Genomic DNA, 16,249 nt, shown 5'->3' with positions numbered 1-16,249 from the left:
TCATACCCGCTAGTATAGCCTCGTTTGAAGCAAATGTTACGGTTTGCGCTTGAATTTATTTTTCAAGGTGTCCAAAAGATCGACGAGCACCTGCGGAACCGGGATGCCCAGCGAGCTTGCCGTGATCACAATCTGTACCGATTCGTATAAGATATAAAACATGATAGCCAAATTACGGATAGCGCCTTCGGTATAAAGCAGCTGATCAAAAAAATGGCAAACTGAGACTAATGCCAGGGTCACAATTTTTTTGACCAGCCGCGCAAAAAGCCTTTTTGGGCTCAGCTGATGCAAAAGAGACTCTTTTAAGCTTGTACTGATAAATTCGATCGCCATGACCGATAGCAAAATCAGAAACGAATACTGAAAACCGCCAAAGAAAAATCCCGCTGCCGACACAACCACTGCAAAAAACGAAAAGATGCCAAAGTCTCTGCCCATATGATCCAACATCCTTTCACAGAAACGGCCTTACATTATTCTATGAAAAGTGAACGGAACGGTCTGGATTTTTCAGAAAAATGGACAACATCTCTTCGGCAGCCAAATAAAAGACCGGACGCTCTAAAGCCCCGGTCTTCCCTTGTTAATTATCCCAAATACGCTTTGAGCATCCAGTTATGTTTTTCGATATTCTGGTGAATGGCCAGCAGCATATCGCCGGTCGTTTCATCCCCGACCTCATCTGCGAGATCCATTCCGCTTTTCAGCTCTTCTGCAATGACAGTGAAATCATCATAAATGTTCTGTACCATTTGTTCTGCGCTCTCATTGCCTTCCGCTTCTTTTATAGAAGCAGTCTTCAATGATTCCGTCATGGTGCCGATCGGCTTGCCGTTTAATGCCAGCAGACGCTCTGCAAGGTCATCAATATATGTAGCCGTTTCGTTATACAGCTCTTCGAATTTCTCATGCAATGTGAAAAAGTCCTTCCCTTTAACGTACCAATGATAGTTATGTAATTTCACATACATGACCGTCCAGTTTGCAACTTGTTTATTAACTGCTTCCAATAGTTTTTCTGACATGCCAATCTTCCTCCTTTGGTTTACTATTGATATACCCTATATATCGTGTGTTAAAACATAAATTTTTAGCCCTTGGTTTTCCATATGGAAAATATGTTATGATTTGTTAAAAAGGAGGGATTTCATGCTGCTTCTTCTGAGTCTTGGCTTTCTTATCGTGCTTGCCGTGCTGCTTTTATCCATCTGGTCGACTGTAAGAGCCTATAACGTAAAGCATACGATCGATCCGCCGCAGGACACATCAAACGGATTGACGGATAAAAACAAACCTTAATGATGTTGTGCCTTTTCCTCATGGCCGGAGGAATCATCGGCAGCTTCAGCATCCCCGACACGCACTTTTACAGTCGGCATATTGTGCTGCTGTTTTGCCGTTACGTGGGATTGAACGGTATACACACCTTCTCCATCGAATTCAGTCCGCAGATGATACGCCCCTTTTTCCTCCTTGGCCTTGATTGTTTTGCCGCTGCCTTTTTTTCCTTCTTTCCATACTTCAAACATGACTTCATCCGCATCCGTGACCCGCTTACCGCCGTAAAAAACCTCCGCCTTGTATTCTGCTTTTTCATGCGGCTCTGCCGTTTCCGGTCCGGTAAGCTTGACTTCAAGCGCTTTCGGCTCTTCATCCGCGGAGGTTTTGTCCGCATTGCCTCCGCAAGAAGATAAAAGAAATACCATACCGCACATACCCGCCAATACAGCCCGTTTCATTCCATCACTCCTTCATGTTTGCTTCTATTTTAGCAAACGCTTACACATAAGGTGTGACATTTTTTAGAAATATGTAAAAAAGCCTTTTTGCATGACAGCAAAAAGGCCTGTTTTTTATCCGAATACTTTCAGCAAATCTTCTTTATCCTGTGACAGCCAGAAACGCATCAGGCGTTTCGCGCCTTCCAAATCATGAAGTTTCGCCTGGCCGCACTGTTTTTCATTGGCTGCCGGGATCTCCGTAATATCGATGGCTTCTTTCAGCGTAGCGTCAAGCAGGTCGACAATTTCTTCCGCTGTCGGCTCGCCGCTCACAACAAGATAATAGCCTGTCTGGCAGCCCATCGGTGAAATATCTATGATGTCGAAGTGATCGTATTTCTCAGAATGTGTGCGAATCGTAAACGCAAGCAAGTGCTCAAGCGTATGAATCGTATCCGGCTTCATCGCCTGTTTGTTCGGCTGGCAGAAGCGGATGTCAAACTTATTCACGACGCCGTCTGTTCCGACTTTATGCACTCCGCAATGTCTTACATACGGAGCCACAACCGCGTTATGGTCAAGCTCAAAGCTTTCTACTGAAGGCATAATAGCACTCCCTTTTTTCAGAATATGCATCCATTATAACACAGTTTTCCGATAAGAATTGCGGCGGAAGCTTTTCAATCTGAAATTTTTTTTCTATACTGGCATTAGAAAGGTGGTTTTTTTGATGAAAACCATAATGATTGCGTTAATCCGCGGATACCAGAAGTTCATCTCTCCGCTGACGCCGCCGTCATGCCGCTTCTATCCGACATGTTCTCAGTACGGAATCGAAGCCGTCAGGACTCACGGCGCATTAAAAGGCGGATGGCTGACCTTGAAGCGAATCTTAAAGTGCCATCCGTTTCATCCGGGCGGGGTTGATCCCGTACCGGAAAAAAAACAAAAGCATTAGTCCATATGCTGGTAGCCGTCGATCACCAGATCAAGTTTACCGGTTTCAGGATCAATCACCAGACCATGCACCGGCACATTGTCAGGGAAAAGCGGATGGTGTTTAATGACGTTTACGCTGTCTGTCACACTCGCTTCTACAGAATCAAAGCTTTTCAGCCATTGATCAAGATCAACACCTGAGTGCTTCAGCATGTCAATCCGCTCTTTCGGAATACCGCGGTCAATAATTTTACCGAGCATATCCTCGCTGTTGATTTTGCTCATGCCGCAATCATGATGGCCGATCACGCAGACTTCATCAGCGTTTAATTCATATACGGCCACTAAAAGGCTGCGCATGATGCTTCCGAACGGGTGGGCGACAAGCGCGCCGGCACTTTTAATAATTTTCACATCACCGTTTCGCATGTTCATTGCATGGGGAAGCAATTCAACAAGACGTGTGTCCATGCAGGATAAAATCGCCATCTTTTTATCCGGGAATTTAGATGTTTGGTATTTTTCATAATCTTTGTTTTTAGTGAACTGCTCATTAAAATTCATGATATCGTTTAGAAGACTCATCGTGGTGTTTCCTTTCTGCTTTTTTATTCACAATATAACATAAGGCGGGCCATTTCGTCACTACCCGCACCTGATCACAAAGTAACAGACGGCCCAATAAATAAGACAAACCCCCCTCGGGCTTGTCTTATTTCCCCATATTGTATTTTTTGTTGAACTGTTCGACTCTCCCGCCCTTTTCGTTGAACTTTTGGCGGCCTGTATAAAACGGATGCGTATCTGAGCTGACTTCTACTTTAATCAGCGGGTATGTTTTTCCGTCCTCCCACTCTGCCGTTTCCTCTGACGTTTTCGTTGAATGGCTTAAAAACCGGTAGCCGCTGTTCACATCTTGAAAAATCACTTGATGGTTATCCGGATGAATATCTTTTTTCATGCTGATCTCCCTTTCTCAAATCGTAATAATTACGTTTTATTCTAAACCTTAAATAGGCGCTTGTCAATCATATATGCCCCGATCCCTTGATTTCTAAACCCTGTCCATATATGGAATCAGAAGAATAATCTAATGGCTTCAGCAAATAATATAACCACATTACATAAAACGGTAATAAGAAAGGCGGTTTATGACGTGGATGATTTAGTGTTAGCCAGAAGCCTGTTCGGGACAACCATGGGCTTTCATATTATTTTCGCGACGCTTGGTGTCGGGTTGCCTCTGATGATTTTAATGGCTGAATTGATTTATCAAAAAACCAAAGATCCTCATTATGCCATTATGGCGAAAAGGTGGACAAAGGCGCAGGCGGTCCTGCTTGGCGTGGCGATACCGACCGGAACGATCGCGGGTACACAGCTTGCTCTTTTGTGGCCCGGATTCATGGAAGTCATCGGCAGAGTGATGTCACTCCCGTTTCAAATTGAAATTTATGCTTTCTTTATCGAAGCGCTGTTTATGTCCATTTATGTCTATGCCGCTGACCGGCTGACTCCGGCGATGCGCATCATTGCGGTTATTTTCGTTTTGATCGGCGCCGCGGCATCTGCCGTCTTAATTACAAATGTTCACGCATTTGAAGGAACGCCGGCCGGCTTTAAAATTTTAAACGGCAAAATCACTGACGTCGAACCGTGGGCCGCATTTTTTAATCCAAGCTTTTTCACCACCGCGGGCCATGTCGTTCTGACGGCTTTCATGACCGGTGCATTTATCGTCGCCTCTGTAGCGGCTTATAAAATGCTGAGAACGAGAAAACAGGAGCAGATATACCGGTTTCACCGAAAAGCGCTGCTGCTCGCTTTAACGATCGGCGGAATCTTTTCCATTATTGCTTCTTTAAACGGACACGAATCTGCTCAGCTTCTTTACGAATACCAGCCTGAAAAGCTTGCGGGCGCAGAAGGGCTGTTCGAAACAAGATCACACGCTCCGCTTGCGATCGGCGGTTTTACCGATGCAAAAGAAGAAAAAGTAAAATGGGCAATAGAAGTGCCGTGGGCTTTAAGCTTTTTGGCTGCAAACAGCTTTGATACCGTCGTTAAAGGGTTGAACGCGTTTCCGAAAGACGAGTGGCCGCCTTTATTCATCCATACACTGTTTAACGGAATGGTCGGCATCGGAATGCTGCTCATTTTGTACTCCATCATCGGCATCGTATGGAGAAAAATCTTAAAGAAAGACAGCTTTCCGACTTGGCTTTTGATTTTATTTTTAAGTGCAGGACCGCTCAGTCTGATCGGAATTGAATTCGGGTGGATATTCGCTTGTACGGGACGGCAGCCATGGGTGATTTATCATCTGCTGAAAACATCAGATGTCGTTACCACAACCGGTTCAATCGGCTTGCTGTTCATCCTGTTTACGGTGGTTTACGCCATTTTGGCGGCCGCAGTCATTTATGTGCTGCTTTATTATTTCCGCAAACATCCCGTTGAGGAGGATGTAAAAGCGGCGGAATCTTAACAAAGAAAGGGCTGAATTGAAATGGACATTACCATGGACGCTCTCATCGCGATATCAATCGTATGGGGCTTCGTGTTTATCTACGCGGTCATGGCAACGATGGACTTCGGAGCCGGCTTTTGGTCGATGATTTATTTAAATAAAGAACAAACAAAGGCGACAAACATCGCCAACCGTTATTTGTCCCCGACATGGGAAGTGACCAATGTCTTTATCGTCGCGATCGTTGTCGCCCTTTTCAGCTTCTTTCCCGGGGCAACCTTCGTGCTGGGTACCGTTTTATTGATTCCGGGGAGTATCATTCTGCTGCTTTTAGCGATCCGCAGCGGCTTTCTCGTCTTCTCCAATACGGCGAAAGAAAGAAAAATCATGCGATATATCTCCGGAATTTCAGGTTTCATTATTCCTGCCGTGCTGATTTTGGTCCTTCCGGTTACACACGGGGGATTTATCGAGAAGACGGGCGGAGTGTATCACTTAAATTTGGCAAGTGTCTTTACAAGCCTGAATGCGTATACATTTATCGGCTTTGCCATTTTAACCACTTTGTTTTTATCTTCGCTGCTTCTGGCCGACTTTTCAAATGTTGCGGAAGAGGAGCATGCGTACCGCATCTACAGACGGAGCTCTTTAATAACAGGCCCGCTGTCTCTTCTTTTTGCCATCTTCATTATGGTGACATTACGCTCTGAAGCCGGCTGGCTGTATACGGGGATGATGAAAGACAAGACATGGCTCATCCTGTCTGTCATTACATTTATTATTGCCGGTGTGGCCCTGTTTCTGCCAAATAAACGCTTCGGCCAGAACATCGGCAAACCGAGAATCGCCATGATCGCCATTGCGCTGCAGTATTTTCTGGCAAGCTATGCGTACGGACGCGCTCACCTTCCTTATATGATTTATCCCGATATTACGGTCATGTCGGGATTTACGGAGCCGGCAACCTTCAGGGCGCTGTTTATGACGTATATCGTCGCTTTCATTATTTTGTTTCCCGGGTTTTATTTCTTCTGGAAGCTCTTTATGAAAGACAGACGTTATATCCGCCAGGAGGAATAACAGAAATCAGAGCGGTTCATACTAATGGCGTACCTTTTATCATGGAGGGAGAGTCAGCATGGATCATCAAAAAATACTGTGTGAAGTCAATAACTGCTCTTATTGGGGCAAAGGAAACAAATGCACGGCCGACGCGATTTATGTTGTCAGCCATACAGGCGAAACCGCTGAAAAAAGTGAAGAAACCGATTGCAAAACCTTTAAACCGTATGATTTATAAAAAAAGAGCTGTTTTTATACAGCTCTTTTTCATTTCCGCGCCGATGAGAAGCATGGCAGAAACGGCAAATTGGCGGCGGCAGACGGTACAATCAGTATCGCATTCATGACATGCACAGAATTTTTTATCAAGATGTACATGTTTGCCTCAGCCAGAAAGCAACGCCTGTGATGTTAAGCTGAGACTGCTTGAAAAAAATCATCACATTCGCCTGTTAAAAAAACCGGCTTTTTCAGCCGGTTCAAACGGGGAAGGGGTGATGTTGAACAGTTTCAATATAACAGCAGCTTACAGTGTGCTCAACTTACTGAAATAAAGTTTTATCAGCTGTTTGTTGTGAAAACGTCCATTTGGGTGACGTATTTTCTCATTACTTCCTGATTCACGCTGACACCCAGTCCGGGACCGTCCGGAACAGAGATAAATCCCTCTTCGATACGGATGTCAGGAGTGACGATATCCTCCTCCCAGTATCGGTCTGATGAGGAAATGTCACCCGGTATCGTAAATTGCGGCAGCGAAGCAAGCGCGACTGTCTGCGCTCTTGAAATACCGGTTTCGAACATTCCGCCGCACCATACCGGCATGTGATGCTCTCTGCATAAATCATGTATTTTTAAAGCTTCTGTCAGGCCTCCTACACGCGCCGGTTTTATGTTAATGATTTTACAGCTTCCAAGCTCAATCGCCCGCCTCGCGTCATCAAATGAGCATATACTTTCATCAAGACATATCGCCGTTCTCAAATGTTTTTGCAGGTGGCGGTGATCGACAATATCATCTGCCTGAAGCGGCTGTTCTATCATCATTAATTGGAACTCATCCAATTCTTTCAGCCTGCTGATGTCTTTCAGTTCATATGCCGAGTTGGCATCCGCCATCAGCGGTAAGTTCGGGAAACGGCTGCGGATGGCTCTGACCAAATCAACGTCACGGCCGGGCTGAATTTTTATTTTTATACGTTGATAACCTTCTTTTACGTATTGCTCAATTTCCCGAAGCATCACATCATCCGAAGCAAGACCAACTACGACCCCGGCGGGCACTTTATCTCTTTTGCCCCCTAAGGCTTCTGCGAGAGATATCCCCTTTTTCTTGGCATATAGATCCCACACGGCTGATTCGAGCCCCGCTTTTGCCATGCGGTTTCCTTTGAAACGCGCGAGACTGTCAGGCACTTCTGACGGATGGAAAAACTCGCGGCCTACGATATTTGGGATGAAAAAATCTCTCAGCATATGCGCGCATGTCTGAATCGTTTCTTCTGTATACCAAGGAGAAGAAAACGCCGATACCTCCCCCCAGCCGGTTCTGCCGGTTTCATCGATCGCCTCCACGATCAAAAATTTGCGGTCCTGCAGCGTTTCAATACTTGTTTTAAACGGTTTTTTCAGCCTCATACTTACATGATAAAGGGTGATTTTTTCTATCTTAATCATGACAATTCTCCTTTACGAAGCTCATTCAGCCGATGTCTCATCAGTTTATTGGACGCATTCCGCGGGAGCTCGTCAACCGCGAAAAAAGCAGCCGGTATTTTATATTTTGCAAGGCGTTCACGGCAAAAGGCGGCCAGCTCTTCTGCACTGACAGAAGAAGTCAGCACGAGAAAGGCATGCGGCACTTTCCCCCACTTTGGATCTTCGGCTCCTGAAACACCTGCTTCCGCTACAGCCGGATGGGCAAGCAGCGCCGCTTCCACTTCAGCCGGATAGATGTTCTCTCCGCCTGAAATGATGAGGTCCGACCGTCTGTCCAGCACATATAAAAACCCTTCGTCATCTAAATAGCCAAGATCACCCGTTTTAAACCAGCCATTATGAAAAGCGGCCTGATTCGCTTCATCACGATGATAGTACCCTTTCATCACATTCGGGCCTTTTACCGTGATTTCACCGTGTTCAAACGGCGTACAGCGATTTCCTTCTTTTTCAATTCTGATCTCGCATGAAAACAGCGGTTTACCGGCCGAGCCGAGCTTTTCCATGCTGAATTCAGGTGACAGCGTGACAATCTGTGAGCAGGTTTCGGTCAAGCCGTAAGACTGGAAGACCGGAAATTGCTTTCTTCGGCATTCTTCAAGGAGCGGCAGCGGGGCCGGCCCTCCGCCAAGCAGAATACACCGCAATGATTCCGGACATTGTTCGGTTTCCGCAAGCAGGCCTGAAAGCATTGTCTGCACCGCTGATATGATCGTGACCCGGTGGGAGCTGATGCTGGCAAGCACATCAGTAACTGAAAATTTTCGGTGCAGCACGACGGGCATACCGTAAATGACCGACTTAAACAGTGCAGACAGGCCGCTGATATGAAACAGCGGCAGCGCAATAAGCCAGCGGTCCCGCTCCGTGACCCCCAGATTCAGCGCAGACGATACAGCGCTGGAATAATGGTTTCCGAAGGTCTGCTGCACCCCCTTCGGCCTTCCCGTTGTTCCTGACGTATACATAAGAGTCGCTGTATCATCAAGCGTTACATAAGCTTCCGGCTCCAAGTCACCCGCCTTTTCAGCCTGCAGCTCGTCCACATCTGCGACAGCGACTGCAGATTCATAATCTTCGCGGCAAAAACCGTCTTCCGTCAATAAAAGCTTCGCCTCTGAATCTTCGAGCTGAAACAGCCGTTCCTGTTTTGAGAGCTTCGTATTTAACAGCACCGCTTCCGCTCCTAATAAGAAGCAGGCGTGGACGGCATAAACCATTTCCGGTCGGTTAGAAAGCAAAATCGCGACACGGTCTCCTTTTTTAAGCTTGCAGTATTCGGACAGCCTCGCGGCCATTTGTTCAGAAGCATGATACAATTCTCTGAATGTCATCTGTTTGTTTTCAAATATGAGAGCGATTCTCTCAGGTGTCAGCTGAGCCCTTTGAATGAGCCAATTTGGCTGTTCTGTCAGCATGTTATCATCTCCGAGGTAAAAGTACTGTGTTTGAAAAGAAAACAGCTTGGACCAGAGCGGCTCAAGCTGTTTCGTAGTGTCATCTGATCACGGAAAACGAGGGAACTGACCGAAATCCGGACTGCGTTTTTCTTTAAAGGAATCGCGGCCTTCTTTCGCTTCGTCTGTCGTGTAATAAAGAAGTGTTGCATCTCCCGCAAATTGCTGAATTCCGGCGAGACCGTCTGTATCTGCGTTAAATGCCGCTTTAAGGAAACGAAGGGCTGTAGGGCTTTTCTCAAGCATTTCCTCACACCATTTAATAGTTTCTTCTTCAAGTTTCTCTAATGGGACAACCGTATTGACAAGACCCATGTCGAGCGCTTCCTGCGCATTGTATTGACGGCACAGATACCAGATTTCACGGGCTTTCTTATGTCCGACGATACGCGCCAGGTAACCTGAGCCGTAACCGGCATCAAAGCTTCCCACTTTCGGTCCGGTTTGGCCGAAAATCGCGTTATCAGCCGCAATCGTTAAATCACAGACGATATGAAGCACATGGCCTCCGCCGATGGCATAGCCTGATACCATCGCTACGACCGGTTTAGGAATAACGCGGATCAAACGCTGAAGATCAAGCACGTTCAGACGCGGGATCTGATCGTCTCCGACATATCCGCCGTGACCGCGGACTTTTTGGTCTCCGCCTGAACAGAATGCTTTATCTCCCGCTCCCGCAAGAACGATGACACCAATATTGGAGTCATCACGCGCACGAGCAAACGCGTCAATCATTTCTGATACCGTCTTAGGAGTAAATGCGTTATGTACCTCCGGGCGGTTAATTGTTATTTTTGCAATACCGTTATACGTCTCGTACAGGATTTCATCGTACTGACGTTCACTTTTCCATTCTGCAGCCATTGATATGACCTCCTTCATTTTTGCCTGAGTCCGGCCGAAAAGCTATTTTCTTTATGCTTTACAAGCCGTATAAAAACTCACTTACTATCTTACCAAAAATTCGCGGCTGTTCCACATGTACCGTGTGCCCCGCCTGTTTGACAACCTCTATTTTACTTGATGGGAGCAGGTTATGCACCTTTTGATTAATCACGCAAAACTTTTCGTCCCATTCACCGCATATGAGCAGAACGGGCGCCTTGATGCGGTCTAAAGCATCCCACCAGGAAGGCTGCGAACCCGTCCCCATTCCGAGCAGACTGCCTGCAAGTCCGGACGGATTATTTTTCAGCCTGCCGGCACGGATGGACGCCTTTACGCTGTCCGGCAGAGAAAGCTGTGTGGCAAACAACGGAATGCCCTCCCAATAATCGACAAACGATGTTATGCCTTCCTTCAATATAAAGTCAGCAAGCTTCCGGTCTGACTGAATCCGCTTTTTGCGTTCCTGAAGCGTGCTGAGACCCGGAGTAGAGCTTTCCAAAACAAGCGCTGACACCCGATGCGGAAATGCCTGTGCAAAGGAATACGCAAGTCTTCCCCCCATAGAATAACCAATAAGTTTCACTTTGTGAAGTTTTAATTGATCAAAAACGGCGGCAAGGTCCGCAACCTGCCGGCCCGTACTGTACCTTGCCGCTTGCACAGGCGCGTCTGTCTCCCCATGACCCAGGCAGTCAATCAGCACCATTCGCTTGCCGGGAAACATCTCGCGCAGAAACATCCATGATTCTTTACTGCCCGTAAATCCGTGCAGACAAACAATTGCTTCAGACGAGCGGTCACCGGTATCATTCACCCGGTAGCACACGCCGTCAGCCATTTTGACAGTTACAGTCTCCATTCTTTTTTCACTTCCCGCACTGCGGCCTGCAGCAGATCGCGATGGAATTGAACTCTTGATGTCCGATCTGTTTTCAGCTCGATAATATGAAGTCCGGGCTTGTCCGCCTGCGGCTGATACGCATCCTTAAATGCTTCCCATGTCTCAGGGCAAGTATACGTCCCGCCATACAGCGCTGCGGCATGCCGGAAATCAAGGCCCGTCGGCGTACCGAACAGTTCTTCAAAATGAGTTTTATCAGATGCCTGCGGCAAAAATGAGAAAATCCCGCCGCCATCATTATTTATTAAAATAACGGTAAGCGGAATTCCAAGTTTTTTAGCCGCTAACAGCCCGTTTAAATCATGGTAAAACGATAAATCTCCAATCACAAGCGTGACGGGAGCTTTTGTTCCCTCACATACGCCCATAGCCGAGGAGACAACTCCGTCAATTCCGTTAGCGCCGCGGTTGGCATAGACGCGGAAGGAACGATCTTGCTTTTCAAAGAAAGTATCCACATCGCGAATCGGCATGCTGTTGCCGACAAAAATCGAACTGTCTTCAGGAACAAGGTGCTGAAGGTGGCGATATACATTTCCTTCGAATGACAAATTATCCATGCCCGCATGCTGTAAATGGCCGCGGAACCGTTCATTGACAAACTGCCATTTTTCCAGCCATCCGGACGGCCGTCTTCCCGTTTCAACTGAACGGACCGCTTCCAAAAACACCGACGGATGGCAATGAATCATATGCGCGCCGGCCTGAGTGGGATCTCTCCACCCTCCGTCTTCATCGACGATAAACTGCTCAATGGCCGGATCATCCCTGAGCCATACAAAGAGCGGTTTGGAAACCGGCATCGGACCGAAGCGAATCACAGCTTCGGGACGCAGCACTTCTTTTATCTCCTCATCTCTTAAGAACGAGTCATAAGCATCAATGATCAGCGCCTTATCATGCTTTCCGTTTCGCAGATTTGAAAGCGGATCAGCCAAAATCGGGAATTGAAGCATCTCGGCAAGCGCGAGGATCTGCTGTTTTTCTGCTTCTCCGTGAATTTCGCCGCAAACGATCATACCCTTTTCGGTATTCACAAGACGCTCTGTAATATGACGCAATGAGGCCGGATCGGCAGACTGAATCCCTGTTGTGACAGAGACATGCCGATCTGCTCTCATTCTTTCAAAAGGCCGGGCTGACAAATCAGGCATCAAAGGCTCCCTGAGCGGCACATTGACATGCACCGGTCCCATCGGCTGCTTCCCCGCTTCACTTGCGGCTCTGCCGGCCAAAGTTCTGATATAACTCAGCATTTGAGGATTTTCCTCGGGAAGAGCCGAGTCTGTGAAAAACTTAACAAAGTTACCGAACAGAAAATGCTGGTTAATCGCCTGAGGCGCCCCTACTTCCCTTAATTCATGGGGCCGGTCAGCAGTCAGGACAATGAGAGGCACTCTTGAATAATGAGCCTCAATCACGGCCGGATAGAAGTTAGCCGCTGCCGTTCCTGACGTACAAATCAGCATGACCGGACGCTGACGGGCTTTTGCAAGGCCGAGTGCGAAAAAACCTGCGGATCGTTCATCAATTTGTATATGGACTTGAATATCCGGGTGGGCTGCTGCCAAAACCGCCAGCGGAGTCGACCTTGATCCGGGACAAACGACCGCGTCGGTTACACCCGAAAGAGCGAATTCATCAATAAAGCTTCCGATATAATGTGTAATCGGGTTTGTCAAAGCCTTTCACCTCCTAAAGCAGAGATCATCGGCTTTAGTTTAATTTGTGTTTCTTCATATTCTGATTGCGGATCTGAATCTTCAACAATGCCGCAGCCTGCGAAAAGGCGCGCCCTTTTGTCTTCAATCAATCCTGATCGGATGGCCACGACAAATTCTCCGTTTTCCCTGCCGTCCATCCAGCCGATCGGCGCCGCGTACCACCCGCGTGTCATCGGTTCAATTTCAGCGATAACATCAACAGCTTTCTGCTGGGGCGCTCCGCCCAATGCCGGTGTGGGATGCAGCTTTTCAATTAAATCAAACAGCGAAGCGGACGTTTTAAGGCGGCCGGTGATCGGTGTATACAGATGCTGCACACTTTTTGTTTTATATAATTGCGGACCTGCAGGCTTTTTCACATCACTGCAGCTCGATAAAAAAGCATCGTTTATCATCTGAACCACAAAATCATGCTCCGCCAGGTTTTTTTCGTCATGCAGCAATTCTTCGCCGAGACGGTCATCTTCTTCCTGACTTTCTCCGCGCTTAATTGAACCTGCCAGACAAGAGGACATGACGTCTTTGCCGGATTTTTTGATCAGCCGTTCCGGTGAAGCGCCGACAAAGCATTTATTTCCCTGCTCAATCGCAAAAACATAGCTTGTCGTTTGATCTGTCAAAAGCTTGCGGATAACGCTTTCTGCCGGAATTGGCCCGCCATATGACAAAACGACTTCCCTTGCCAGCACGACTTTATCATACTGATTTGCTTTCATATCATTTGTTGCTGTTTTAATGGCGTCAAGCCAGTTTTCTACATCAAGTTCTTCCGCTTTTGTTAAATCAGGATATTCCTCATATGTCATTGAAGAAACTGTAAAAGCTTCAGAAAAAGATTTCAAACGTTTCAGCACATCTTCTGCCTGATTGCCGTCTGCCGCCCATTGATTGACGGTTAAATAATCACCATCCGCCGTCTGTGTCAGCATGAGTGAGGGAATAAAGAACAGTCCTTCTTCGAACCCATCCCATTCGTCTCCTCTTTCTTCAGCGGGATTAAATGAAAAACCGCCGAATAAGACAGGGCCGACCGCGGTATGCGCCGCCTCTTCTTCTTCATGAATATGATAAGCCGTCTTTTTAAAGCGCTCCCATTGTTCAAAAACGTCTTGATAACGTTTTTCGTTTTTTTCATTCGATTGGAACAGCGCTTCTGTGCCAAGACCGACTATTGTTAATTCACTACCGGGTTCTGACCAAAAAAATCGTTTGCCTTTATATTTTTTTGCTCCGTCTTTGAAAAATGATAGAGGGTCTAAAGACGCAATACGTCTTGAATAGCTCAATAAGACAGCATGGTTGACTTGTTTGGCTTTATGTAATGCATGATCTGCTTCCTCTCGGAACGTATGCTGCACCGTTGTCACCATGAGACATTCCTCCATAATCCGTTAAATGCTTTTAATACAATACACCTGTGATGACTTTGTGTCAAACACACAGATTTGCGCACGACAAAATGCCTGCATTTCTTATTATAAACCTTTTTGCGCAAATGAATAAAGAAACAAACTTGAATTTTCTTTCCCCACTCTCGGCAATCACTGTATCCTTTACTTTACTGTGGGAAAACGACCATTTTTATCCACCATTTTTCTGCACAAAAACGTTCATACTAACAGTCATAAGCATCACATAGAAACGAGGGAATGATGTGCTTACAAACGAACAGATCACACACTTGAAAAAAGAACTCGAAGAAGCCAAACATGATATCTTAAGCCGTTTTAAAGAAAATGACCAATTTCAATTAACAGATGAATTCCCGTATCAGTCATCCGGCGAATTGTCTTCCTATGACAATCATCCCGGCGATCAGGCGACTGAATTATACGAGCGTGAAAAAGATCTGGCGCTCCTCGACCATGAACGGGAGCATCTTCGCGACATTGATTACTCCCTGAAACAAATTGAAAACGGCACATACGGTATTTGTGAAGTCAGCGGCAAGGAAATCCCTTATGACAGACTGGAAGCTCTGCCGACGGCTACCACCTTGGCGGAATATTCCTCTCAGGATGCCGTTTCTAAAGACAGGCCGATTGAAGAGGAAACACCGTTCGGACAGTTTGAATTTGATGATGATGAATCAATACGGCCGCCTTACGATAGTGAAGACTCATATCAGGATGTAGAGGAATACGGAAACTCAGAAACACCTCAAGATTTAGAGGTTCCGCCTCTCAGCTACAACGATATGACAATGAACTCAGAAGAAAACATCGGCTATGTTGAGGATTATGAAAATTTTATCGCCACAGATATTACCGGAAAAAACATTTCCGTGTATCCAAGCAGAGACCACGAAAAATATGAACAGGAACTGGACGAAGAAGGAATTATGACGACTTTCGGCGATCTTCATGCTGACTAAAACCCCGGCTTACCGGGGTTTTTACATTTGTTGTATTTTTGCAATGGAAACTCATACACTTAATGGTGCATGGCTCTCAAAAAGGTTTGACCTTTCCAAAATCGGGAATGACATTGAACAATGGAGGGAAGAGATGAAAAAGAAGTATATCGGTGCGATCATTGTATTTATCATTACATATGCCCTGTTTTCCTTAGCGGGGTTTCTCTTTCCCGTAGATCGGGAATGGTACGACGCGCTTCAAAAACCTGACTGGACGCCGAGCGGATCAGTGATAGGCATCATATGGGCGGTTTTGTTTGCGCTTATCTCCCTGTCAGCAGCCTTGGTATACGTAAAGTTCTCATGTAAAGAATCCAAAGCTTTCTGGTTGATGCTTCTCATCAATTATATCGCGAATCAAGGCTTCAGCTTTTTTCAATTCACACAGAAAAATTTGCTTGCCGCATCTATCGATTGCCTGCTTGTAGCCGTTACAACACTCATTCTATTGATGATTGCCGGTAAATACAGCAAAGCTTCAGCCTGGCTTTTGGTTCCTTATTTATTATGGAGCGCTTTTGCCACATACCTGTCTTTTACCATTTACACTATGAACTCATAATAAAAAACCTTGCATACTATGCAAGGTTTTTTAATGACCCGTACGGGATTCGAACCCGTGTTACCGCCGTGAAAGGGCGGTGTCTTAACCGCTTGACCAACGGGCCTTATGGCGGAGAAGGAGGGATTTGAACCCTCGCGCCGCTTACACGACCTACACCCTTAGCAGGGGCGCCTCTTCAGCCACTTGAGTACTTCTCCATATGGCTCCACAGGCAGGATTCGAACCTGCGACCGATCGGTTAACAGCCGATAGCTCTACCACTGAGCTACTGTGGAAAATTATCATGGTGGGCCTGAGTGGACTCGAACCACCGACCTCACGCTTATCAGGCGTGCGCTCTAACCAGCTGAGCTACAGGCCCACGACAATATAAAAATGGAG

At 46.5% G+C, this 16,249-nt stretch carries 19 protein-coding genes and 5 tRNA genes (1 of these 24 running past the window's edge); 7 read left to right on the top strand and 17 right to left on the bottom strand.

Annotated features, from left to right (window positions below; all coding sequences use genetic code 11):
- Window positions 1–36 precede the first annotated feature (36 nt).
- Window positions 37–441, bottom strand: a complete 405-nt coding sequence (locus AUL54_RS15900) for a phage holin family protein (protein WP_060964483.1) — start codon at window positions 439–441, stop codon at window positions 37–39.
- A gap of 149 nt (window positions 442–590) precedes the next feature.
- On the bottom strand, window positions 591–1,028 hold the full coding sequence (locus tag AUL54_RS15895) for a Dps family protein (RefSeq protein WP_003152242.1): 438 nt from the start codon (window positions 1,026–1,028) through the stop codon (window positions 591–593).
- Window positions 1,029–1,152: 124 nt separating this feature from the next.
- Between AUL54_RS15895 and ytzI the strand changes: the two genes are divergently transcribed.
- Window positions 1,153–1,302 carry a YtzI protein gene (gene ytzI / locus AUL54_RS15890; RefSeq protein WP_060964482.1) on the top strand — a complete coding sequence of 50 codons (150 nt, stop codon included), beginning with the start codon at window positions 1,153–1,155 and terminating at the stop codon, window positions 1,300–1,302.
- On the opposite strand, the gene AUL54_RS15885 is transcribed toward ytzI, so the two are convergent.
- On the bottom strand, window positions 1,299–1,742 hold the full coding sequence (locus AUL54_RS15885) for a FixH family protein (RefSeq protein WP_060964481.1): 444 nt from the start codon (window positions 1,740–1,742) through the stop codon (window positions 1,299–1,301). The two genes, ytzI and AUL54_RS15885, sit on opposite strands and share 4 nt — an antisense overlap.
- A gap of 114 nt (window positions 1,743–1,856) precedes the next feature.
- Entirely contained in the window at window positions 1,857–2,330 is a 474-nt protein-coding gene (locus AUL54_RS15880; protein ID WP_003152237.1) for an S-ribosylhomocysteine lyase, read from the bottom strand.
- 124 nt (window positions 2,331–2,454) lie between these two features.
- Here AUL54_RS15880 and yidD point away from each other — a divergent pair, with 124 nt between their 5' ends.
- A complete protein-coding gene (gene yidD, locus AUL54_RS15875) occupies window positions 2,455–2,682 on the top strand; it encodes a membrane protein insertion efficiency factor YidD (RefSeq protein ID WP_016938474.1) in 228 nt (75 codons plus the stop codon).
- Here the strand turns inward: yidD and AUL54_RS15870 are convergent.
- Together AUL54_RS15870 and AUL54_RS15865 are read right to left on the bottom strand one after the other, a co-directional pair.
- Window positions 2,679–3,248, bottom strand: coding sequence for a beta-class carbonic anhydrase (locus AUL54_RS15870; protein ID WP_016938473.1), 570 nt, complete (start codon window positions 3,246–3,248; stop codon window positions 2,679–2,681). The two genes, yidD and AUL54_RS15870, sit on opposite strands and share 4 nt — an antisense overlap.
- A 127-nt stretch (window positions 3,249–3,375) precedes the next feature.
- On the bottom strand, window positions 3,376–3,624 hold the full coding sequence (locus tag AUL54_RS15865) for a type B 50S ribosomal protein L31 (RefSeq protein WP_003152229.1): 249 nt from the start codon (window positions 3,622–3,624) through the stop codon (window positions 3,376–3,378).
- Window positions 3,625–3,819: 195 nt separating this feature from the next.
- Here AUL54_RS15865 and AUL54_RS15860 point away from each other — a divergent pair, with 195 nt between their 5' ends.
- Genes AUL54_RS15860 through AUL54_RS20840 form a run of 3 tightly spaced genes read left to right on the top strand, consistent with a single transcriptional unit; the run spans window position 3,820 to window position 6,433 of the window.
- The gene (locus AUL54_RS15860) at window positions 3,820–5,151 is read left to right on the top strand and encodes a cytochrome ubiquinol oxidase subunit I (protein WP_060965117.1); all 1,332 of its coding nucleotides are present in this window, start codon (window positions 3,820–3,822) and stop codon (window positions 5,149–5,151) included.
- Window positions 5,152–5,172: 21 nt separating this feature from the next.
- The gene (locus tag AUL54_RS15855; RefSeq protein WP_060964480.1) at window positions 5,173–6,213 is read left to right on the top strand and encodes a cytochrome d ubiquinol oxidase subunit II; all 1,041 of its coding nucleotides are present in this window, start codon (window positions 5,173–5,175) and stop codon (window positions 6,211–6,213) included.
- A 58-nt stretch (window positions 6,214–6,271) separates the two neighbouring features.
- Entirely contained in the window at window positions 6,272–6,433 is a 162-nt protein-coding gene (locus AUL54_RS20840) for a DUF1540 domain-containing protein (protein ID WP_016938469.1), read from the top strand.
- Between the two features lie 323 nt (window positions 6,434–6,756).
- On the opposite strand, the gene menC is transcribed toward AUL54_RS20840, so the two are convergent.
- The 6 genes from menC to AUL54_RS15820 form a co-directional block, all read right to left on the bottom strand.
- On the bottom strand, window positions 6,757–7,872 hold the full coding sequence (gene menC / locus AUL54_RS15845; protein ID WP_047476776.1) for an o-succinylbenzoate synthase: 1,116 nt from the start codon (window positions 7,870–7,872) through the stop codon (window positions 6,757–6,759).
- Window positions 7,869–9,332, bottom strand: coding sequence for an o-succinylbenzoate--CoA ligase (locus tag AUL54_RS15840; protein ID WP_060964478.1), 1,464 nt, complete (start codon window positions 9,330–9,332; stop codon window positions 7,869–7,871). Before AUL54_RS15840 ends, menC begins: the two co-directional genes overlap by 4 nt.
- A gap of 87 nt (window positions 9,333–9,419) precedes the next feature.
- Window positions 9,420–10,238: a 1,4-dihydroxy-2-naphthoyl-CoA synthase gene (gene menB / locus AUL54_RS15835; protein ID WP_007408846.1), complete on the bottom strand. Its 819-nt coding sequence runs from the start codon at window positions 10,236–10,238 to the stop codon at window positions 9,420–9,422.
- A gap of 58 nt (window positions 10,239–10,296) precedes the next feature.
- Window positions 10,297–11,121, bottom strand: coding sequence for a 2-succinyl-6-hydroxy-2,4-cyclohexadiene-1-carboxylate synthase (menH, locus tag AUL54_RS15830; RefSeq protein ID WP_060964477.1), 825 nt, complete (start codon window positions 11,119–11,121; stop codon window positions 10,297–10,299).
- Entirely contained in the window at window positions 11,109–12,845 is a 1,737-nt protein-coding gene (menD, locus tag AUL54_RS15825) for a 2-succinyl-5-enolpyruvyl-6-hydroxy-3-cyclohexene-1-carboxylic-acid synthase (RefSeq protein WP_060964476.1), read from the bottom strand. Before menD ends, menH begins: the two co-directional genes overlap by 13 nt.
- On the bottom strand, window positions 12,842–14,257 hold the full coding sequence (locus AUL54_RS15820) for an isochorismate synthase (RefSeq protein WP_060964475.1): 1,416 nt from the start codon (window positions 14,255–14,257) through the stop codon (window positions 12,842–12,844). The genes menD and AUL54_RS15820 overlap by 4 nt, the downstream gene beginning before the upstream one ends.
- A 284-nt stretch (window positions 14,258–14,541) precedes the next feature.
- On the opposite strand from AUL54_RS15820, the gene AUL54_RS15815 reads away from it, so the two are divergent.
- Both AUL54_RS15815 and AUL54_RS15810 read left to right on the top strand, forming a co-directional pair.
- Window positions 14,542–15,261 carry a TraR/DksA C4-type zinc finger protein gene (locus tag AUL54_RS15815; RefSeq protein WP_016938461.1) on the top strand — a complete coding sequence of 240 codons (720 nt, stop codon included), beginning with the start codon at window positions 14,542–14,544 and terminating at the stop codon, window positions 15,259–15,261.
- A 133-nt stretch (window positions 15,262–15,394) separates the two neighbouring features.
- Complete coding sequence (locus AUL54_RS15810; RefSeq protein WP_060965116.1) at window positions 15,395–15,865, top strand: TspO/MBR family protein; 471 nt, start codon at window positions 15,395–15,397, stop codon at window positions 15,863–15,865.
- A gap of 34 nt (window positions 15,866–15,899) precedes the next feature.
- Here the strand turns inward: AUL54_RS15810 and AUL54_RS15805 are convergent.
- The 5 genes from AUL54_RS15805 to AUL54_RS15785 all read right to left on the bottom strand — a co-directional run.
- Window positions 15,900–15,971: transfer RNA gene (locus tag AUL54_RS15805), tRNA-Glu, on the bottom strand.
- A 3-nt stretch (window positions 15,972–15,974) separates the two neighbouring features.
- Window positions 15,975–16,065, bottom strand: a tRNA-Ser gene (locus tag AUL54_RS15800).
- A gap of 3 nt (window positions 16,066–16,068) precedes the next feature.
- Window positions 16,069–16,143 (bottom strand) — tRNA-Asn (locus tag AUL54_RS15795).
- A gap of 9 nt (window positions 16,144–16,152) precedes the next feature.
- A tRNA-Ile gene (locus tag AUL54_RS15790) sits at window positions 16,153–16,229 on the bottom strand.
- Window positions 16,230–16,244: 15 nt separating this feature from the next.
- A tRNA-Gly gene (locus AUL54_RS15785) sits at window positions 16,245–16,249 on the bottom strand (it continues 69 nt past the right edge of the window).

Origin of the sequence: Bacillus sp. SDLI1, assembly GCF_001553895.1 — a bacterium.
Taxonomy (GTDB): Bacteria; Bacillota; Bacilli; order Bacillales; family Bacillaceae; genus Bacillus; species Bacillus siamensis.
This window is presented reverse-complemented; position numbering and strand designations above follow the sequence as displayed.